This is a genomic window from Acidovorax sp. Root219, from assembly GCF_001428665.1.
Lineage (GTDB): Bacteria > Pseudomonadota > Gammaproteobacteria > Burkholderiales > Burkholderiaceae_C > Acidovorax.
The window spans coordinates 203,598-223,414 of the sequence record NZ_LMIJ01000024.1; the positions used below are offsets into that span (position 1 = coordinate 203,598).

At 68.1% G+C, this 19,817-nt stretch carries 20 protein-coding genes and 3 pseudogenes; 16 read left to right on the top strand and 7 right to left on the bottom strand.

The features are described from left to right. Positions 1-4 precede the first annotated feature (4 nt). The 13 genes from paaI (at position 5) to ASE28_RS23085 (ending at position 12,907) form a co-directional block, all read left to right on the top strand. The gene (gene paaI, locus ASE28_RS23025) at positions 5-469 is read left to right on the top strand and encodes a hydroxyphenylacetyl-CoA thioesterase PaaI (protein WP_057204036.1); all 465 of its coding nucleotides are present in this window, start codon (positions 5-7) and stop codon (positions 467-469) included. Positions 470-500: 31 nt separating this feature from the next. Beyond that, a complete protein-coding gene (gene paaK, locus ASE28_RS23030) occupies positions 501-1,808 on the top strand; it encodes a phenylacetate--CoA ligase PaaK (protein WP_057204141.1) in 1,308 nt (435 codons plus the stop codon). Positions 1,809-1,838: 30 nt separating this feature from the next. Beyond that, the gene (gene paaA / locus ASE28_RS23035) at positions 1,839-2,846 is read left to right on the top strand and encodes a 1,2-phenylacetyl-CoA epoxidase subunit PaaA (RefSeq protein ID WP_057268616.1); all 1,008 of its coding nucleotides are present in this window, start codon (positions 1,839-1,841) and stop codon (positions 2,844-2,846) included. Between the two features lie 23 nt (positions 2,847-2,869). Continuing rightward, positions 2,870-3,199, top strand: coding sequence for a 1,2-phenylacetyl-CoA epoxidase subunit PaaB (gene paaB, locus ASE28_RS23040; RefSeq protein WP_235514725.1), 330 nt, complete (start codon positions 2,870-2,872; stop codon positions 3,197-3,199). A gap of 11 nt (positions 3,200-3,210) precedes the next feature. Continuing rightward, positions 3,211-3,987: a 1,2-phenylacetyl-CoA epoxidase subunit PaaC gene (gene paaC / locus ASE28_RS23045; RefSeq protein WP_057268617.1), complete on the top strand. Its 777-nt coding sequence runs from the start codon at positions 3,211-3,213 to the stop codon at positions 3,985-3,987. Continuing rightward, on the top strand, positions 3,987-4,529 hold the full coding sequence (gene paaD / locus ASE28_RS23050) for a 1,2-phenylacetyl-CoA epoxidase subunit PaaD (protein WP_057268618.1): 543 nt from the start codon (positions 3,987-3,989) through the stop codon (positions 4,527-4,529). Before paaC ends, paaD begins: the two co-directional genes overlap by 1 nt. A gap of 34 nt (positions 4,530-4,563) precedes the next feature. Next, the gene (paaE, locus tag ASE28_RS23055) at positions 4,564-5,649 is read left to right on the top strand and encodes a 1,2-phenylacetyl-CoA epoxidase subunit PaaE (protein WP_057268619.1); all 1,086 of its coding nucleotides are present in this window, start codon (positions 4,564-4,566) and stop codon (positions 5,647-5,649) included. Positions 5,650-5,777: 128 nt separating this feature from the next. Continuing rightward, positions 5,778-6,407 carry a TetR/AcrR family transcriptional regulator gene (locus ASE28_RS23060; protein ID WP_057268620.1) on the top strand — a complete coding sequence of 210 codons (630 nt, stop codon included), beginning with the start codon at positions 5,778-5,780 and terminating at the stop codon, positions 6,405-6,407. Between the two features lie 117 nt (positions 6,408-6,524). Next, positions 6,525-7,679, top strand: coding sequence for an ABC transporter substrate-binding protein (locus ASE28_RS23065; protein ID WP_057204043.1), 1,155 nt, complete (start codon positions 6,525-6,527; stop codon positions 7,677-7,679). Positions 7,680-7,899: 220 nt separating this feature from the next. Beyond that, positions 7,900-8,928 carry a branched-chain amino acid ABC transporter permease gene (locus ASE28_RS23070; RefSeq protein WP_057268621.1) on the top strand — a complete coding sequence of 343 codons (1,029 nt, stop codon included), beginning with the start codon at positions 7,900-7,902 and terminating at the stop codon, positions 8,926-8,928. Then, on the top strand, positions 8,925-10,835 hold the full coding sequence (locus ASE28_RS23075) for an ATP-binding cassette domain-containing protein (protein ID WP_057268622.1): 1,911 nt from the start codon (positions 8,925-8,927) through the stop codon (positions 10,833-10,835). Before ASE28_RS23070 ends, ASE28_RS23075 begins: the two co-directional genes overlap by 4 nt. Then, positions 10,832-11,581, top strand: coding sequence for an ABC transporter ATP-binding protein (locus ASE28_RS23080; protein ID WP_057268623.1), 750 nt, complete (start codon positions 10,832-10,834; stop codon positions 11,579-11,581). The genes ASE28_RS23075 and ASE28_RS23080 overlap by 4 nt, the downstream gene beginning before the upstream one ends. A gap of 150 nt (positions 11,582-11,731) precedes the next feature. Continuing rightward, complete coding sequence (locus tag ASE28_RS23085; protein ID WP_162262274.1) at positions 11,732-12,907, top strand: ABC transporter substrate-binding protein; 1,176 nt, start codon at positions 11,732-11,734, stop codon at positions 12,905-12,907. Here the strand turns inward: ASE28_RS23085 and ASE28_RS23090 are convergent. Beyond that, a complete protein-coding gene (locus ASE28_RS23090; RefSeq protein WP_057204048.1) occupies positions 12,897-13,802 on the bottom strand; it encodes a LysR substrate-binding domain-containing protein in 906 nt (301 codons plus the stop codon). The two genes, ASE28_RS23085 and ASE28_RS23090, sit on opposite strands and share 11 nt — an antisense overlap. 266 nt (positions 13,803-14,068) lie before the next feature. Here ASE28_RS23090 and ASE28_RS23095 point away from each other — a divergent pair, with 266 nt between their 5' ends. The 3 genes from ASE28_RS23095 to ASE28_RS23100 are packed head-to-tail and all read left to right on the top strand — an operon-like array spanning position 14,069 to position 15,791. Continuing rightward, positions 14,069-15,043: a TerC family protein gene (locus ASE28_RS23095; protein WP_057204049.1), complete on the top strand. Its 975-nt coding sequence runs from the start codon at positions 14,069-14,071 to the stop codon at positions 15,041-15,043. 12 nt (positions 15,044-15,055) lie between these two features. After that, positions 15,056-15,214 carry a hypothetical protein gene (locus tag ASE28_RS32630; protein WP_164470727.1) on the top strand — a complete coding sequence of 53 codons (159 nt, stop codon included), beginning with the start codon at positions 15,056-15,058 and terminating at the stop codon, positions 15,212-15,214. Between the two features lie 10 nt (positions 15,215-15,224). Beyond that, positions 15,225-15,791 carry a DUF2062 domain-containing protein gene (locus ASE28_RS23100; RefSeq protein WP_235514726.1) on the top strand — a complete coding sequence of 189 codons (567 nt, stop codon included), beginning with the start codon at positions 15,225-15,227 and terminating at the stop codon, positions 15,789-15,791. Between the two features lie 9 nt (positions 15,792-15,800). On the opposite strand, the gene ASE28_RS23105 is transcribed toward ASE28_RS23100, so the two are convergent. The 6 genes and pseudogenes from ASE28_RS23105 to ASE28_RS33190 all read right to left on the bottom strand — a co-directional run. Further along, positions 15,801-16,766: a tripartite tricarboxylate transporter substrate binding protein gene (locus tag ASE28_RS23105; RefSeq protein WP_057268625.1), complete on the bottom strand. Its 966-nt coding sequence runs from the start codon at positions 16,764-16,766 to the stop codon at positions 15,801-15,803. Positions 16,767-16,887: 121 nt separating this feature from the next. Beyond that, complete coding sequence (locus tag ASE28_RS23110) at positions 16,888-17,139, bottom strand: DUF2783 domain-containing protein (RefSeq protein ID WP_200963985.1); 252 nt, start codon at positions 17,137-17,139, stop codon at positions 16,888-16,890. A gap of 16 nt (positions 17,140-17,155) precedes the next feature. Beyond that, entirely contained in the window at positions 17,156-18,847 is a 1,692-nt protein-coding gene (locus ASE28_RS23115) for an FAD-dependent oxidoreductase (protein WP_057268627.1), read from the bottom strand. A 30-nt stretch (positions 18,848-18,877) separates the two neighbouring features. Then, a pseudogene (locus tag ASE28_RS33180) lies at positions 18,878-19,283 on the bottom strand (MBL fold metallo-hydrolase); the annotation flags it as partial. A gap of 2 nt (positions 19,284-19,285) precedes the next feature. Next, a pseudogene (locus ASE28_RS33185) lies at positions 19,286-19,544 on the bottom strand (MBL fold metallo-hydrolase); the annotation flags it as partial. A 1-nt stretch (position 19,545) separates the two neighbouring features. Beyond that, positions 19,546-19,698, bottom strand: a pseudogene (locus tag ASE28_RS33190) (MBL fold metallo-hydrolase); the annotation flags it as partial. Positions 19,699-19,817: the final 119 nt, after the last annotated feature.

The following is a 19,817-nucleotide window of genomic DNA, read 5'->3' on the forward strand; positions in this document are numbered from 1 at the left end:
CCCCATGGATTCCACCACTTCCACGCTCGACCCCCAGGCCATCGCGGAGCATGTGCGCAGCGGCATGCTGGCCAACGACCGCGCCACGCAGGGCCTGGGCATCGCCATCACGGCCATCGGCCCGGGGCAGGCCACGCTCGAGATGACCGTGCGGGCCGACATGCTCAACGGCTTCGATATCTGCCACGGCGGCTTCATCACCACGCTGGCCGATTCGGCCTTCGCCTTCTCGTGCAATGCGCGCAACGAGATGACCGTGGCCTCGGGCCTGTCCATCGACTTCCTGGCACCGGCGCGCGAGGGCGACCGTCTCACGGCCGAGGCCCGCGAGGTCTCGCTGGCCGGCCGCACCGGCGTGTACGACGTGAACGTGCACAACCAGCGCGGCGAAGCGATCGCCGTGTTCCGCGGCCGCTCGTACTGCATGAAGGGCAAGCCCACCGTGCCGCTGGATGCCGCCGGCCGCTGACCCCCCCTACATAGACCCACAGGAGACATCCATGGCCGTGCGCCAACCTGCCCCAGGCGACCTGGAGCCCATCGAAACCGCCAGCCGCGATGAAGTCCAGGCCCTGCAGCTGCAGCGCCTGCGCTGGACGCTGCAGCACGCCTACGACAACGTGGCGCATTACCAGCGTGCCTTCGATGCCAAGGGCGTGCACCCCTCGGACCTCAAACAGCTGTCCGACTTGTCGAAGTTCCCCTTCACCGTCAAGAAGGACCTGCGCGACAACTACCCTTTCGGCATGTTCGCCGTGCCGCGCGAGCAGGTGTCGCGCATCCATGCCTCCTCGGGCACCACGGGCAAGCCCACGGTGGTGGGCTATACGCGCAAGGACATCGACACCTGGGCCGACCTGGTGGCGCGCTCGATCCGCGCTGCGGGCGGGCGCGCCGGCGACCTGATCCACGTGGCCTACGGCTACGGCCTGTTCACGGGCGGGCTGGGCGCGCACTACGGCGCCGAGCGCGCCGGCTGCACGGTGATCCCGATGTCGGGCGGCCAGACCGAAAAGCAGGTGCAGCTGATCCGCGACTTCGCGCCCAGCATCATCATGGTGACGCCCTCGTACATGCAGGTCATCAACGAAGAGTTCGTGCGCCAGGGGCTCGATCCGCGCGAAAGCTCGCTCAAGATCGGCATCTTCGGTGCCGAGCCCTGGACCGAGGCCATGCGCCGCGAGATCGAGACCAAGTCCGGCATCGACGCGGTGGACATCTACGGCCTGTCCGAGGTGATGGGCCCGGGCGTGGCCAGCGAGTGCATCGAGAGCAAGGACGGCCCGGTGGTCTGGGAAGACCATTTCTACCCCGAGATCGTCGACCCCGAGACGGGTGAGGTGCTGCCCGACGGCCAGGAGGGCGAACTGGTCTTCACCTCGCTGAGCAAGGAGGCGCTGCCCATGATCCGCTACCGCACGCGCGACCTCACACGCCTCTTGCCGCCCACCTCGCGCGCGTTTCGGCGCATGGGCAAGATCGTGGGCCGTTCGGACGACATGCTCATCATCCGCGGGGTGAACGTGTTCCCCACGCAGATCGAAGAGATCGTGCTGCAGAACGAGAAGCTGTCGGGCCAGTACCAGATCCTCGTGGCGCGCGACGGCAACCTCGACCAGGTGACCGTGCGCTGCGAGCTGCAGCCCGGCGTGGCAGACGGCGAGCGCCCGGACCTTACCGGCTGGGTGCAGCACCGCATCAAGACCCTGGTGGGCATCACCTGCCAGGTGGAGGTGCTGGCCACCGATTCCATCGAACGCACGCTGGTGGGCAAGGCCCGCCGCGTGATCGACCAGCGCGCCCGCTGAGCGGCGCCCCCCCCACGAAAGGACACCACCATGTACACCCAGGCCATGGACACCATGGGCAAGGACGGCGGCGACGCCAAGGCCCTGCGCAGCGCCGAAGAGATGCAGCGCCAGGAAGCCTTCGATGCGCGCATTGACGCAGGCGAATTCATCGAGGCCAAGGACTGGATGCCCGACCACTACCGCAAGACCCTGCTGCGCCAGATCAGCCAGCATGCGCATTCGGAAATCGTCGGCATGCTGCCCGAGGGCAACTGGATATCCCGCGCGCCCACGCTCAAGCGCAAGGCCATCCTGCTGGCCAAGGTGCAGGACGAGGGCGGCCACGGCCTGTACCTGTACGCCGCGGCCGAGACTCTGGGCACCTCGCGCGACCAGATGATCGACGCACTGCACACCGGGCGCGCCAAGTACAGCTCGATCTTCAACTACCCCACGCTGACCTGGGCCGACATGGGCACCATCGGCTGGCTGGTCGATGGCGCGGCCATCATGAACCAGGTGCCGATCTGCCGCTGCTCGTACGCGCCGTATGCGCGTGCCATGGTGCGCATCTGCCGTGAAGAGAGTTTTCACCAGCGCCAGGGCTACGACGCCCTGCTGACCATGATGAAACAGGGAACCGAGGCGCAGCGTGCCATGGTGCAGGACGCGGTGAACCGCTGGTGGTGGCCCTCCATCATGATGTTCGGCCCGCCCGACGACCAGTCGCCCAACTCCGCACAGTCCATGCGCTGGGGCATCAAGCGCATCTCCAACGACACGCTGCGCCAGAAGTTCATCGACGCCACGGTCGAGCAGGCCGAGTTGCTCGGCGTCACCCTGCCCGATCCCGACTTGAAGTGGAACGAGGAGCGCCAGGCGCACGACTACGGCGCCATCGACTGGAGCGAGTTCTGGCGCGTGATCGGTGGCGACGGCCCCTGCAACGAAGAGCGCCTGGGCGCCCGCGTCAAGGCCTGGGACGATGGCGCCTGGGTGCGCGAAGCCGCCCTGGCCCATGCCGCCAAGCACACCCCGGTTCGCGCCGCTGCCTGAGCCTTCCCCATTCGAGAACCCCCATGACGACCCCATCCGCCCCCTCCACCCCCGTTGCCGATCCCGCCATGGCCACTGAATGGCCGCTGTGGGAGGTGTTCGTGCGCAGCAAGGCAGGCCTCGACCACAAGCACTGCGGCAGCCTGCACGCGGCCGACCCGCGCATGGCCATCCAGCTGGCGCGCGACGTCTACACCCGCCGCCAGGAAGGCACCAGCGTCTGGGTGGTGCGCTCCGACCAGATCGTGGCCAGCGACCCGGGCGAGAAGGCCATGTACTTCGACCCCGCGCAGGACAAGGTCTACCGCCACCCCACCTTCTACGTGCTGCCCGAGTCCGTGGACCACATGTGAGATCGCCCGCCATGCAAGCCACCAGCATCCACACCAGCCAGGACCCGGCCGTGCAGTACCTGCTGCGCATCGGCGATACCTGCCTGATCCTGGGCCAGCGCCTGTCCGAATGGTGCGGCCACGGTCCCGTGCTTGAAGAAGACATCGCCCTGGCGAACATGGCGCTGGACCTCGTGGGCCAGGCGCGCGCCCTGCTCACGCGGGCCGGCCAGATCGAGGGCCGCGGCCATGACGAAGACCAGCTGGCCTTCCTGCGCGACGAGCGCGACTACGTCAACGTGACCCTGGTCGAGCTGCCGCGCGGCGACTTCGCCTTCACCATGGTGCGCAACACCATGGTGGCCACCCTGCTCAAGCTGCTGTGGGAGCGCCTGGCCAGCTCCAGCGACACCGAGCTGGCCGCCATCGCCGGCAAGGCCCTCAAGGAGGCGCGCTACCACCAGCAGCACTGTGCCGACTGGGTGGTGCGCCTGGGCGACGGCACGGCCGAGTCGCGCCGCCGCACCGAGGCCGCCCTGGCTTCGCTTTGGCGCTACACGCCCGAGCTGTTTGCCTCCGATGCGGTCGAGGACGCTGCCCATGCCGCAGGCCTGGGCCCGCGCTGGGCCGACCTGCAGGGCGCCTGGACGGACGAGATGGCGCAGGTCCTCGCGGCCGCCAGCCTGGCAACGCCCAGGGAGTCGGCGTTTCGCAGCACCGGCAAGCAGGGTGTGCACAGCGAGCACATGGGTTTCATCCTGGCCGAGATGCAGCACCTGCAGCGCAGCTTTCCCGGGGGCGTGTGGTGATGATGGCCGAGGCCATAGCTCGCCCGCAAGCCGCCGACGCACGCATTGCGCGGGCGTGGGAGGTGCTCGCCAACGTGCCCGATCCCGAGGTGCCCGCAGTCTCCGTGTGCGACCTGGGCATCGTGCGCGACGTGCGTCTGGAGGGCGAGGGCCTGGAGATCGTGCTCACCCCCACCTATTCGGGCTGCCCGGCCACCGAGGTGATCGAGCACGACGTGCTCGCGGCCATCGACGCCGCCGGCCTGGGCCCGGCCCACGCCACCCTGCAGCGCGCCCCCGCCTGGACCACCGACTGGATCACCGAGCAGGGGCGTGCGCGCCTGCTGGCCTATGGCATCGCGCCGCCCGGCCCGCTGCCGCCGGGCACCGAGGTGCCGCTGCGCTTCATGCCACGCGCCAACGCGGCTGCGCCCGCCCTGGCGTGCCCGCGCTGCGGCAGCCCGCAGACCGAGCGCCTGTCCGCCTTCGGCTCCACGGCCTGCAAGGCGCTGTACCGCTGCATGGCCTGCCGCGAGCCCTTCGAGCACTTCAAGCCGCTGTGAAGACCCTTTTCACGCCCCCCTACAAGACACCGACATGAGCGTCATCTTCCATCCCCTGCGCGTGCGCGCCATCGAGCCCGACACGGCCGAGGCCGTCATCGTCTCCTTCGACGTGCCGCCCGAACTGCGCGAGGTCTTCGGCTTCACCCAGGGCCAGTACCTCACGCTGCGCACCGACATTGGCGGCCAGGACCTGCGCCGCTCGTACTCCATCTGCGCCGGTGTCGACGATGCCGAGCTGCGCGTGGGCGTGCGCAAGGTCAACGGCGGCGTGTTCTCCAACTGGATCAACGCCCAGCTGCAGGTGGGCGACACCCTGCAGGTCATGGCGCCGCAGGGCCGCTTCTTCGTGCCGCTGCAGCCCGCGGCGCAGCGCCACTACCTGGGCATCGCGGGTGGCAGCGGCATCACGCCCATCCTCTCCATCATGAAGACGGTGCTGGCGCGCGAACCCGGCAGCCGCTTCACGCTGATCTACGGCAACCGCACGCTGCAGTCCACCATGTTCAAGGAGGAGATCGAAGACCTCAAGAACCGCTACCTCACGCGCCTGGTGCTGCACCACGTGTTCTCGGCTGAGCAGACCGATGCGCCGCTGAACATGGGCTTCGTGAACCGCGAGAAGCTCGCCGAGTTCCTCAAGGCCCTGATTCCCGCGCAGAGGATCGACGAGGCCTTCATCTGCGGGCCGTTCCAGATGAACGACGAGGCGGAGGCCGCGCTGCTGGCGGGCGGCGTGCCGGCCGAGCGGATCCACGTGGAGCGCTTCGGCGTGGCCCTGCCCGCAGGCGGGCAGGTGGGGGCCGTGGTGCACGAGGCACTTCCCGGCGATGCCAAGACCGCGCGCATCGCCATCGTGCGCGACGGCCTCAGGCGCGAGTTCCCCTTCTCCGACGGGCAGGCGAGCATCCTTGATGCCGCATCGGCCGCCGGGCTGGAGGTGCCTTTCTCGTGCACGTCCGGCGTGTGCGGCACCTGCCGTGCCAAGTGCGTGCAGGGCGAGGTGCGCATGGAGCGCAACTTCGCGCTCGACAAGGCCGACGTGGCCGCCGGCTTCGTCCTCACCTGCCAGTGCCGGCCCCTGACCGACAGCGTGGTGCTGTCGTTCGACGAGCGGTGATGAACCCGGCTGCCGCAGTGCCCTACAGCGCCTTCTCCCTGGGGAGAATGGGCGCCAGCGTGCCCCCTGTGCGTCGGCATGCGGCAAGATGGCGGCCCTTCACTACCGGATGCAAAGGAAAACTGCCCATGGCCCGAGGACGATCTCCCGGATACGACGACCAGCGCGAAATGATCCTCCGCCATGCCGCCGAACTGTTTGCACGCCGCGGCTACCCCGCCACCTCAATGAACGAGGTGGCCGAGGCCTGCGGCCTGTCCAAGCCCACGCTGTACCACTACTTTCGCGACAAGTACAACCTGCTCGTGCACATCGCCGACGGCCATGTCTCGCGCCTGCAGGCCCTGGTGGACGAGGTGCAGGGCAAGCAGCTCGAACCCGAGGCGCGGCTGCGCGAGCTGATCCACCGCTTCGTCGAGGAATACGCCGAGGCCCAGCATGCCCACCGCGTGCTGACCGAGGACGTGCGCTTTCTGCAGCCCGAGGACAGCGAACGCATCCTCGGCAAGGAGCGCGCCGTGGTGGCCGTCTTTGCCCAGGCGCTGGCACAGATGCGCCCCGACACCGATGCCGCAGGGCTGACCAAGGCGCTGACCATGCTGCTGTTCGGCATGATCAACTGGATGTTCACCTGGCTCAAGCCCGATGGCGAGCTCGACTACGAGACCATGGCGCCCATCGTGGCCGATCTGTTCTTTGGCGGGTTTCCTGCCGTGCGCATGCCCCCACCACTGGCCGAAAGGCCTCCCCGTCCATGACAATGCGTGCACCACGCATGTCGTGTATTCCCAAGCGGCCACCAAGAGCCAGCTGAGCGCCGGAGCCATGCTCGGCGCTGACCTCTTTCTTTCACAATGATCCACAGGAGACAAAGCATGAAATTCCGTTTTGCACAACTCGCGCTGGTGGCCGCTGCTGCCGCCATGGCCTGCGGCGCTGCCCTGGCCGACATCACCGTCGGCGTCACGGTGTCGGCCACCGGCCCCGCCGCATCGCTGGGCATTCCCGAGAAGAACACCATCGCCCTGATGCCGCGCACCATCGGCGGCCAGAAGGTCAACTACATCGTGCTCGACGACGCGTCGGACACCACCACCGCCGTGGGCAACACGCGCAAGCTGATCAGCGAAAGCAAGGTCGACATCATCCTGGGATCGAGCACCACGCCCAACTCGCTGGCCATGATCGACGTGGTGGCCGAGGCGCAGACGCCCATGATCTCCATGGCCGCCTCGGCGCGCATCGTCGAGCCCATGGATGCCAAGAAGAAGTGGGTCTTCAAGACCCCGCAGAACGACATCATGATGTCGCTGGCCATCGTCGACCACATGGCCAACGCCGGCATCAAGACCGTGGCCTTCATCGGCTTTGCCGATGCCTACGGCGAAGGCTGGTACCAGGAGTTCGGCAAGGCCGCCGCCATCAAGAAGATCCAGATCGTGGCCAACGAGCGCTATGCGCGCACCGACACCTCGGTGACCGGCCAGACCCTGAAGATGATCTCGGCCAAGCCCGATGCCGTGCTGATCGCCGGCTCCGGCACGCCGGCCGCGCTGCCCCAGAAGGCGCTCAAGGAGCGCGGCTTCACCGGCAAGGTCTACCAGACCCATGGCGTGGCCAATGCCGACTTCCTGCGCGTGGGTGGCAAGGATGTGGAAGGCACCTTCCTGCCCTCCGGTCCCGTGCTCGTGGCCTCGCAACTGCCCGCTTCGCACCCGGTGAAGAAGTCGGCCAGCGCCTACGTGGCCGCCTATGAGGCCGCCAACGGCAAGGACAGCGTCTCCACCTTCGGTGCCCACGGCTGGGATGCCGGCGTGCTGATGGCCGCCGCCGTGCCCGTCGCCCTCAAGAAGGCCAAGCCCGGCACCGTCGAGTTCCGTGCCGCCCTGCGCGATGCGCTGGAGCAGATCAAGGAAGTGCCCGGCGCGCACGGCATCTTCAACATGTCCGAGAACGACCACCTGGGCCTGGACCAGCGCGCCCGCGTGATGGTCAAGATCGAGAACGGCACCTGGAAATACCAGCCTTGACTCCCCCCTGAGGCGCTGCGCGCCTTCCCCCCAGGGGGACGCTCCCAGCGCGGCGGGGCGGCCCTTGCGCGGGAGCGCTGGCTTTCGCCCCGTCACTGCTTTGGTTGGGGCGCTAGGTAGCGCCGGGGAGCGCTTGGATTGAGATACAGGCGCGTATGCGTTTGCGGGGAGCTGGTCCCCGCAGCCTGCGGCGTGTCTGCCTTGTGAAAGAAAGCCGAATATGGATTTGCAGATCGCCCTGCTGCTGGGGCAGGACGGCATTGTCAATGGCGCCATCTATGGACTGATGGCGCTGGCGCTGGTGCTGGTTTTTTCCGTGACCCGGGTGATCTTCATCCCCCAGGGCGAGTTCGTGGCCTTCGGGGCGCTGACCATGGCCATGATGCAGGGCGGGCGCATTCCCGCCACGCTGTGGCTGCTGCTGGGCATGGCCGCGGTGGTGCTGCTTGTCGAGGTGGTGCGCTTTCGGCGCGGCAGCCCCGTGAACTGGTCCGCCACGGTGGTGTGGTGCCTGGTGCTGCCGCTGGTGGCCGCCGGGCTGATCCTCGGGCTGCGGCCAACCTCGCTGGGCATGCAGGCCTTTTCCACGCTGGTGCTCATCACGCCCATGGGGCCGCTGCTGTACCGCCTGGCCTTCAGGCCGCTGGCCGATGCCACGGTGCTGATGCTGCTCATCGTCTCGGTGGCGCTGCATGGCGTGCTGGTGGGCCTGGGCCTGCTGTTCTTCGGTGCCGAGGGTTCGCGCACGCCGCCGTTCTCCGAGGCGCGCTTTGACCTCGGTGGCATCCCCGTCTCGGGTCAGTCGCTGGTGGTGCTGGGCGTCACGCTGGCGCTGGTGATGCTGCTGTTCCTGTTCTTCGGCCGCTCCATGGTCGGCAAGGCGCTGCGCGCCACGGCCATCAACCGCGTGGGGGCGCGCCTCATGGGCATCCCCACCGAACTCTCGGGCGACGTGAGCTTTGCCCTGGCCGCGCTGATCGGCGCCGTCTCGGGCCTGTTGATCGCGCCGCTCACCACCGTGTACTACGACACGGGTTTCCTGATTGGCTTGAAGGGCTTCGTCGCGGCCATCGTGGGCGGGCTGGCCAGCTACCCCATGGCGCTGGCCGGTGCCCTGCTGGTGGGGCAGCTGGAGGCCTTCGCCTCGTTCTGGGCCAGTGCCTACAAGGAGGTTCTCGTGTTCACCCTGATCGTGCCCGTGCTGTGGTGGCGCTCGCTCAACAGCCGCCATGTGGAGGATGAGGAATGAGCACGCCCGTCAAGACCGATATGGCCGCCAGCGCACAAGCCGCACCCACATCGCGCGGCATCGTCACGCGCACCCAGCTCACCCTGGCCGGCGTGGCGCTGCTGGCCCTGTGCTGGGGTTGGCTGCCCGACTTCACCGTGGTCATGCTCAGCTACATCGGGCTGTACGCCATCGTGGCGGCCGGGCTGGTCATGCTCACCGGCGTGGGCGGCATGACCTCGTTTGGCCAGGCCGCCTTCGTGGGCGTCGGCGCCTATGCCACGGCCTGGATCTGCACCGCGCCCGCATCGGTGCAGGCGCTCTCGGGCATCGTCGGTATGGCCGGCCTGCCTTGGGTGGGACTGGTGCTGGGCCTTTTGGTCACCTTCGCGCTGGCCTGGGGCCTGGGGTCGGTCACGCTCAAACTCTCGGGCCACTACCTGCCGCTGTGCACCATCGCCTGGGGCTTGTCGCTGTACTACCTGTTCGGCAACATGGAGTTCCTCGGCGGGCAGACCGGCATCACCGGCGTCCCCCCGCTGGTGGTGGCGGGCTTCTCGCTGGCCTCGCCGCGCGCCATCGGCGTGCTGATCTGGACGGTGCTGCTGGTGTCGCTGTGGCTGCTGCACAACCTGCTCGATTCGCGCGAGGGCCGCGCCATCCGTGCGCTCAAGGGCGGCCGGGTGATGGCCGAGTCCATGGGGGTGGACACGGCGCACTACCGCATCAAGCTCTTCGTGCTGGCGGCGCTGCTGGCGGCCATCTCGGGCTGGCTGTATGCGCATTTGCAGCGCTTCGTGAGCCCCACGCCGTTCAACCTCAACATCGGCATCGAGTACCTGTTCATGGCCGTGGTCGGCGGCGCCGGCCACCTCTGGGGCGCGGTGCTGGGCGCCACGCTGATCACCCTGCTCAAGGAGAAGCTGCAGGACGTGCTGCCCTCGCTGCTGGGCACCAGCGGCAACTTCGAGGTCATCGTCTTCGGCCTGCTCATGGTCTTCGTGCTGCAGCGCTTTGCCGACGGCCTGTGGCCCACGCTCAACCGCCTGGGCGAGCGCTGGCTGCGCCGCGAGGCGCCGCGCGCCGTGCGCCAGGCCATGCAACTGGCGCAGCGCACGCTGCCGACGCCCGGCACGGTGCTGCTGCAGGCCCGCAACGTGACCAAGCGCTTCGGTGGGCTGGTCGCCAACAACAACGTCTCCATGGACGTCAAGGCCGGGGAGGTGCATGCGCTGATCGGCCCCAACGGTGCCGGCAAGAGCACCTTCTTCAACATGATCTCGGGCGTGGACGACGCCACCGAGGGCGAGGTGCGCCTGGTGGACCAGGCCATGCTGCGCCGGCCCTCGCGCGCCTTTGCGCGCCTGGGCATGGCGCGCACCTTCCAGCATGTGCGCCTGCTGGGCCAGCGCAGCGTGGTCGAGAATGTCGCCCTCGGCGCGCACCAGCGCGCCCACCGCGGCTGGCTGGCCTCGATGCTGCGGCTGGACCGCGCCGAAGAAGCCGCCCTGCTGGCCGAGGCGCGCCGCCAGATCGAGCGCTGCGGCCTGGACGCCCATGCCGACGCGCCCGCCGCCTCGCTGGCCTTGGGGCAACAGCGCATCGTGGAGATCGCGCGCGCCCTGGCCGGCCAGCCGGCCATCCTGCTGCTCGACGAGCCTGCCGCCGGCCTGCGCCACCTGGAAAAGAAGGCCCTGGCCGATCTGCTGCGCCAGCTGCGCGCCGAGGGCCTGGGCATCCTAGTGGTGGAGCACGACATGGAGTTCGTGATGAACCTGGCCGACCGCATCACCGTGCTGGAGTTCGGCACCGTGATCGCCGAGGGCACGCCCGCACAGGTGCAGAGCAACCAGCGCGTGCTCGATGCCTACCTGGGCGGTGCCGATGACGACCTGCCCGCCGCTGCCACTGAAGGAGCCACCGCATGACCGCCTTGCTGCAACTCCAGGACCTGAGCGTCTCCTATGGCCAGGTGGAAGCCGTCCACCAGGTCCGGCTCGAGGTGAACGAGGGCGAGATCGTCACCGTCATCGGCCCCAACGGCGCGGGCAAGACCACCTTGCTGTGCGCGGCCATGGGCCTCTTGCCGGCCACCGGCGCCATCACCCTGGCCGGCGAGCGCATCGTGCGCCCCAGCGTGGAAGCCATGGTGGCGCGCGGCGTGGCCCTGGTGCCCGAAAAGCGCGAGCTGTTTGGCGAGATGTCGGTGGAGGACAACCTGCTGCTGGGCGGTTTTTCGCGCTGGCGCCGTGGCCAGCGCGACCAGGCGCAGCGCATGGACGAGGTGTTCGAGATCTTCCCGCGCCTGCGCGAGCGCCGCCCGCAACTGGCCTCCACGCTCTCGGGCGGCGAGCGCCAGATGCTGGCCATCGGCCGTGCGCTGATGGCGCGCCCGCGCCTGTTGATGCTCGACGAGCCCTCGCTCGGCCTGGCCCCGCTCATCGTGCGCGAGGTGCTGCAGGTGGTGTCTTCGCTGCGGGCGCATGGCGTGTCGGTGCTGCTGGTGGAGCAGAACGCGCGCGCCGCGCTGCGCGTGGCCGATCGGGCCTACGTGCTCGAAATGGGCGCCGTGGCGCTCACGGGTGCCGCGCAGGATCTGCTCAACGACCGCCGCATCATCGACACCTACCTGGGCATGGGCGGGGCTGCGCACGCCCCGGCCGAGGTGGCCTGAGATTTTTTCGGGGAGCGCCAGCGCGCTCCCAGGGCTGCTGCGTGACGCGGCGGCAGCCCCGTTATTCCATCCTTCCGCATGCCAGGCCTGGCACCGGAAGGTTTTTGCGTTGTGATGAAGAACCATAAAGACGACAGGAGACAAGACAACATGGCAGCAGCAGGAGTTCAACCCCTCTCACGCGCGGGTGCCGCCCGCCGGCGCACCGCACTCGCAATGGCCCTGGGCTGGGCCACCGGAACGGCCTGGGCCCAGGACAGCGCGGGCGTGACCGACGGCGAGATCGTCATCGGCCAGTCGTGCCAGTTGAGCGGTCCGCTCGCGGCACTGACCAGCGAAGTGCGCCAGGGCTCGGCCCTGTATTTCGACCACGTCAATGCCTCGGGCGGCGTGCGCGGCCGCAAGATCCGCGTGGTGGCCATCGACGATGCCTACGACCCCAAGAAGGCGGCCGAGAACACGAAGAAGCTGATCGACGAGGACAAGGTGCTCGCGCTGTTCCAGTACGCCGGCACGCCCCCGGCCCTGGCCGCCCTGCCGATTGCAGAGGAGCGCGGCGTGCCCTTCATCGCGCCGTTCACGGGCTCCGACGGCCTGCGCCAGGCCGGCAGCCGCTACGTCTTCAACATCAAGGCCGGCTATGCCGCCGAGCTCGATGCCACGGTCAAGCAACTGGCCTCGGTGGGCATCGCGCGCATCGCGGCGGTCTACCTCAACAACCCCTTCGGCACCGGCGGCCTGGCCTCGGTCGAGAAGTCGGTCAAGAACCACAAGGTGGAACTTGTGGCCCAGGCCCCGCTGGAGGTGGACGGCTCGAAGATGGCCGACGCCGTGGCTGTGGTGGCCAAGGCCGCGCCCCAGGCCATCATCGTCATCAGCGCGGGCAAGCCCAGCGTGGATTTCGTCGATGCCTACCTGGCGGCCGGCCACCGCACCACGTTCTACATGCTCTCGGTGATCAGCAACGCGCAACTGGTCAAGGCCCTCGGAGAACGCGCACGGGGCATCGTGGTCTCGCAGGTCGTGCCCTCGCCGTGGAACCAGAGCATGCCGATCTCGCGCGAGTTCCAGACCCTGGCCAAGGCCAAGGGCATCACCGAGTACACCTTCAGCCAGATGGAGGGCTTCATCTCCGCCCGCTTCCTGGTCGAAGCGCTGCAGCGCGCCGGCGCCAAGCCCACGCGCGCAGGACTGGTGCAGGCCATGGAGTCGATGAAGAGCGTGAACCTGGGCGGCTACCCCGTGGAGCTATCGGCCACGCAGCACAGCTCGGGCAAGTTTGTTGATCTGCTGATGATGGGCCGCGACGGCCGTTTTACGAAGTAAGCAGCGCACCGCCCTGCGCCGCCTCCAGCAGCCGCGTGAGCAGCGGGTGCATGACCTTGCGCGCGTTGTAGATCAAGTGGAACTGCTCCTGCACGTCGGGCGTGGAGCCCACCTGCACCAGGCCGTGGGTCTTGAGCAGGTGTGCGCCCACTGTCACGGGGGCCGGCATCACGCCCATGCCCGTGGCGGCAAAGGTGCTCAGCAGGGCGCTGTCCTCGAACTCGCCGGCAATGCGCGGGCGGATGCGTTCGCGCTCCAGCCAGTGGTCGATGCGCGCGCGCATGGCGGCGTGGTCGGTGGGCAGCAGCACTGGCACCACGGCCAGGCTTTGCGGAAACTGCCGGGCCGCCGCTTCGGCCCACACAGGCGGCGCGTACCAGGCCACGGCACTCGTGCCCAGCAGTTGGCTGGTGGTTTTGAGGGCCGGGTTCGGCGGCGCGGCGCGGTCGGCCAGCACCGCGTCGAGCTTGTGCAGCGCGAGCTCGCCGAGCAGCGGCTGGAATTCCCCCTCGTGGCACAGCAGGCGCAGGTGCGGCTCGTCGAGCACCGGCGTCAGCAGCCGGTGCATGGCCAGCTTGGCGATGCCGTCGGAGATGCCCAGGTTCAGCCGCAGCGTCCGGCCGCTGGCGGCCTCGCGCACGCGGTGGGTCAACTGCTCGCCCAGCGCAAAGATCTGGTCGGCCTCGTGCAGCGCGGCCACGCCCGCCTCGGTGAGCACCAGGCTGCGCCCCTCGGTGCGCAGCAGGCTGGTGCCCAAGGCCTGCTCCAGCAGGCGCACCTGCGCGCTGATGGTCTGCACGGCCATGTCCAGCCGCTCGGCGGCGCGCGCGATACCGCCCTCCTTGGCGACCACCCAGAAGTAATACAGGTGGCGGTAGTTGAAGCTCTGGCTCATGGTGTTGCGTATCCCAACAGGCTGAAGGGGTATGGGCGTGGAGAATATTTGGTTCGTAAAAACCGAACCCATAGTACCGTGAAGACAGGTTTTTAAGATGCAAAAGCATCCCTACAGTGCGGGCTTGCCCTGAAATTCCCAACTGACCGCACCGGAGAGAACCCATGCGCCATGCCGCCCCCCGTCCCCTGTCCACCCCGACCCCGGGCCTGCCACCCCTGCCGCGTTCGCGGCGCTGACGCCATCGCGCGAAGGATCAGAACATCATGGAAACAATCGGAACCTGGTGGATGTGGGCGGGGTTTGCCGTCTTTGTGGTCGTGGCCATCGGCATCGACCTATTGGTCATGGAGCGCCAGGGCGCGCACAAGGTCACGACCAAGGAAGCCCTGAAATGGAGCGCCCTGTGGTTCTCGCTGGCCTTCGTGTTCGTGGCCGGCCTGTGGTGGTACCTGGACGGCAGCCAGGGCCGCGAGGTGGCCAACACCGTGTCGATGCAGTTCATCACCGGCTACCTGGTGGAAAAGAGCCTGTCCATCGACAACATCTTCGTCTTCCTGATGCTGTTCAGCTACTTTGCGGTACCTCCACAGCACCAGAAGCGCGCGCTGATCATAGGCATCATCGGCGCCATCGTACTGCGCACGCTGCTGATCCTGGCAGGCGCCTGGCTGCTGGCCTCGTTCCACTGGCTGCTCTACGTGTTCGGCGCCTTCCTGGTGTTCACGGGTGCCAAGATGTGGTTCGCCGCCGGCCAGGAGCCCGACATCGCGACCAACCCGGTGCTGCGCTTTCTGCGCAAGCGCATCCGCATCGCCGACGTGTTCGACGGCGAGAAGCTGACCACCAGCATCAACGGCGTCAAGCACTACACGCCGCTGTTCGTGGTGCTGATCCTGATCGGCACCACGGACATCATCTTCGCGGTGGACAGCATCCCGGCCATCTTCGCGATCACCAGCGACCCGTTCATCGTGCTCACGGCCAACATCTTCGCCATCCTGGGCCTGCGTGCGCTGTACTTCCTGCTGGCCGACCTGGCCGACCGCTTCCACCTGCTGGCCTATGGCCTGGCCCTGGTGCTGGTGTTCATCGGCGGCAAGATGCTGCTCATCGACCTGGTGAAGATCCCGATCGGCTACGCTCTGCTGGTCACCGCGGGCCTGATTGCCGGCTCCATCGTCCTGTCGCTGCGCAGCTCGGCCGGCAGCCCACCGGCTGCTGAGCCTCCCAAGCCTTGAAGGAGACCGGCCATGGACATGATCGAATCGGTGATGCTCACCCTGATGGTGGCCCTGGCGGGCACGGCCCTGATGGCCTGGCGCCTGGGCAACGACCGGCGCGACGTGGGCCTGCTCACGGCCCTGGCCACGCTGTGGGGCCTGGCCACCGCAGCGGCCTTCAGCTGGTGACGGCCCGCCCATGCGGATGCTGAGCACCCTGCGCCGCAAGCTGCGCCACCTGGAGCCGAGTGTGCGAGACCAGTTGGCACGCACGGCATTGGCCCGTGCCGTGCCGTGGATGGAGCAGCGTGCGCTGTTCCGCTTCCAGCGCGAGCCGCTGGCACGCGGGGTCGCCGCCGGCCTGTTCTGCGGGCTCATTCCCGGCCCGCTGCAATTGGTGGGCGCGGTCGGCGCCTGCGCGTGGCTGCGCGGCAACGTGGTGGCCGGCGGCGTCACCACCTTCTATACGAACCCCTTGACCACCGTGCCGCTGTATGTGCTGGCCTTCCAGGTGGGCTCGCTGGTGCTGCCCGGCGAGCAGTCGCTGCCGGCCTTCAATGCGGCCGGCCCGGCAGGCGCCTTCAGCGTGCAGGCGCTGGCCGAGTGGATGCAGGCGCTGGGCACGCCGCTGCTGGTCGGCCTGCCGGTGCTGGGCTTGGTCCTCGCCGTACTGGGTTATGCAGCGGTGCAGGCCCTGTGGCTCGCGCCCGTGCTGCAACGCGGGCGCCGCCGGCAGCGTGCCCGCGCCCTGCGCGACCAGGCCTGAGCCTGTGGCTCAATCGAGCTTGACGCCGACCTTGGCAATCACGCGGCCCCATTTTTCTCGCTCGGCGCGCGCATAGCTGCCCATCTGGGCCGGGGTGCCGGGCAGGGGCTCCACACCCAGGGCCTGCAGGCGCGCGCGCGTGCGCGTATCGGCCAGGGCGGTCTGCAGCGCCTTGCTGAACTGGGCCACGGCCTCGGCCGAAGTGCCCGTGGGGGCCACCAGCCCTTGCCATGCATAGCCTTCGAATCCCTGCAGCCCCTGCTCCTGGATGGTGGCCACGTCGGGCATGGTCGCCACGCGCTGCGGGCTGGCCACGCCGATGGCGCGCACCTTGTTCGTGGCAAGGAAGGGGTAGACCGTGGCGCTGTCGATCCACATCGCGGGCACCTGGCCGCCGATCACGTCCTGGATGGCCGGTGCCGCGCCGCGGTAGGGTACATGGGTGAGCTTGAGCCCGCTTTGCTCGCGGAACAGCTCGCCCACCAGGTGGTGCGGGCTGCCGGGGCCGGCCGACGCCCAGTTCACGCCATCGGCGTTGCCCTTGGCCCAGGCCATGAACTCCTTGAGGTTCTTGGCGGGCACGTTGTTCGAGACCACGAGGAACATCGGAAAACGCACCAGCAGGCCCACGGGCTGGAAGTCTTTCTCGGCGTTGTAGCTCAGCTTGCTGAACAGGAAGGGGTTGGCCGCCAGCGTGGCGAAATCGGCCGAGAAGATCAGGTTGCCGAAATCCTTGTTGCGCGCGGCATAGTCGGCCGCGATGTTGGTGCCCGCGCCGGGCTTGTTGTTGATGATGACGGGGCGGCCCAGGCTGGCACCCATGGACTCTGCGATGGTGCGGGCCACGATGTCCGAGCCCCCTCCGGCCGCATAGCCGACCACCCATTCCAGGGGCTTGCTGTTGTCCTGTGCATGCAGGGCGAGGGGCGTGAGTGCCAGGCCCGCGAGGGTGGCGAGGAAGTGTTTGCGCAGCATGGTGGTTTGTCTCCGGTGGTCAAAGGATGGATGGCTTGGGTCGGGCACAGCGGCGCCGCAGGCCCTGTCTTTGCAGGGCTTGCGCGGTGGCTGAATGGTGGGTGGGCGGTTGTGGGTGGCGTCAGGCCGCAGCGTGTACCGGGGCGACCGGAGTCACGGGCGCCATGTCCGCAGCGCCGGTGGGCACCGTGGTGCCGCGCGCCAGCTGCAGCGCCTGCAGCAGCGTGGCCTGGTCGCCGATGTGGTTGGCCAGCAGCAGGATGAGTCGGGCATTCATCGCGTGGCTCTCGGGCGGGGTGAGACCATTGTGGCTGGCGATCAGGGACTCGTAGAAGTCGTCGCAGTCCTGCATATGGGGCTGGGTATCGAGCATGCTCATGGCTCCTGGTTCAGGCGGTTGCGAGGTCGGCAGGCGCGGCTGCAGGCTGGCTGCGGAGCGACGCCGTGGCACGCGCCAGCGCGGCGCGCACGGCGGCTTCATCCAGGCTGCGCCAGCGCGCGCACACATGCTGGTCGGGCCGCACCAGGTAGGTCGTGCCGGGCTGTGCATCCAGGCGCTGAGCCAGCAGGCCCTGGGGGTCCTGCAGGTCGGTGCCCACCCGCAGCAGCTTCACCTGGGGCAGTGCGGTGGCCCAGGCCGGGGCCGTGCCGAACACCAGCAAGGTGAAGTCCGCCCCCAGCGTGCGCAGCATCCAGGTACTCTGGCCGCCCTGCAGCACCGGTGCGTCGAGCAGCACGGCGCCGGGCACCTGGGTGCCGGCAAAGGTGTCCACGTCGGGCGTGTTGAGCTGCGAACCGCGCAGCGTGGCCGGCACCGACAGGCGCCCGCTGTTGACGATGCGGCGCGCAAACGGGTGCTCGCGCGCCAGCTCCAGCGCGGCGTCGCGGAACAGGCGGCTGATCTCGCTCTTGGGCGTGATGAAGTCGGTGGCGCGGGTCGAGTTGGCGATGTTCTCGTCGGCCGCGTACTCGCGCTCGGAGCCGTAGGTGGCCAGCAGTTGTTCGACGGCTCGGCCGCGCAGCACCCAGTCGAGCTTCCAGGCCAGGTTTTCGGCGTCCTGCACGCCGCTGTTGGCACCACGTGCGCCAAAGGGCGACACGCCGTGCGCGCTGTCTCCGGCAAACACCACGCGGCCATGCACGAAGCGGTCCATGCGCAGGCAGGCAAAGGTGTAGACGCTGGCCCATTCAAGCTCGAACTGCGCATCGGGCCCGAGCAGGGCGCGCACGCGCGGCAGGATGTTCTCGGGCTTTTTCTCTTCCTCGGGGTCGGCGTTCCAGCCCAGCTGGAAGTCGATGCGCCAGACATTGTCGGGCTGGCTGTGCAGCAGCACGCTCTGGTTGGGGTGGAAGGGCGGGTCGAACCAGAACCAGCGCTCGGTCGGGAAGTCGGCGTTGCTGGCCATCTTCACGTCGGCGATCAAAAAGCGGTCCTGGAAGGTGCGGCCCTTGCTTTCCAGTCCCATCATCTGCCGCATCGGCGAGCGCGAGCCATCGCAGGCGGCGACCCACTGTGCGTCGATCCGGTAGGCGCCCTCGGGGGTCTCCACGGTGAGCAGCGCACCGTCGTCGCGCGGCGCCACGCCCGCCACCTTGTTGTGCCAGCGCAGTTCGATGTTGGGCAACTGCAGCGCCCGCTCCACCAGGTAGGCCTCGGCGTAGTACTGCTGCAGGTTGATGAAGGCCGGCCGTTCGTGCCCTTCTTCGGGCAGCAGGTTGAACTCGTACAGCGGCGCGTCGTGGAAGAACACCTTGCCCACGTTCCACGAGACGCCCTTGTCCACCATGCGCTGGCCCACGCCCAGGCGGTCCCAGATCTCCAGGGTGCGCTTGGCAAAGCAGATGGCGCGCGAGCCGGTGGACAGCTTGCAGTCATTGTCCAGCACCACCACCCGCTGGCCGCGCTGCGCCAGGTCGATGGCCAGCGACAGGCCCACGGGCCCGGCGCCCACCACCACGATGGGGTGCTGCGCGGGGGCCGGGGCGTCCTGGTCGGGGGAGCGCTGGTAGGCGAATTCGATGGCCTGTACCTGGGCGCCGGTGCCGCCGAATGCGGGTGGTGCAGAGTTATTTGTTGGCATGGTGGTTGTCTCCTCCATTGCGGCAGGCGCTCAGCCTTCCAGCGACTTCCACATCTGCACGTCGCGCTCCGCCGTCCAGATGCGCGGGTCCGGGTACTGCGTGGCTTCGTCATAGGCCCGCGTCACGTCGAACGGCATGCAGTGGTTGAAGATCACCCAGTGGCCGTACTTGGGCTGCAGTTTGGCGAAGGTGGCTTCGTACACCTTGCGCAGGTCTTCGCCTTGGGCGGCGCTGGCCTTGACGCTCTCGTACAGGTCGCTGATGAAAGCGCGCGTGCCCGCCAAGCCTTCCTGCACCTGCGCCGGGGTCTGCAGCGCGGCGCCGCGTCCGGGCACCAGCTTCTCGGGCTTCAGCGCCGCCAGGTTGTCCAGGGTCTGTGGCCAGTCCTTGAAGTAGGCATCGCCCGCATACGGCGTGGCACCGAATTCCACCAGGNNGCGGCCCAGCTGCAGGATCTGCACTTCGAGCTTTCCGAGCCACAGCGTCATCTTCTTGTTGAAGGTCATGGTCGGCCAGGTCAGGCCGTCCGGCACGCTTTCCACATTCTGGAACAGGCGCGGAAAGCGGCCGATCTCGCTGTCCTTGTCGAACTGGCCGCGCTCGACGATCAAATCGCGCGTGTCCTCGCTGGCGATGATGTGCTCGGCCCCGTAGGCGCTGGCGCCCAGCACGCGCACCGCGTGGTAGTGGGACAGCNCGTGTCGATCACCATCACCGCGTCGTCGCCAATGATGATGCCGGTGTTGGGGTCGCCCTCGGCGGTGTAGGCGTAGGCGTGCTCGGAGAGCTTGTCGAAGCTCACCTGCTTGACTTCCAGGTCGGCGGCGGAGGCGAAGGTCTTGGTGCTCATGGGTGGTACCGGTTGATTTGGTTTAGTGGAATGCATTCATCTAAACAGAATTTCCTGATCATAGGCAATAAATTCGTTAATGTCTAATTCATTTGTTTAAGTGAAAACCCCAGGGTAGC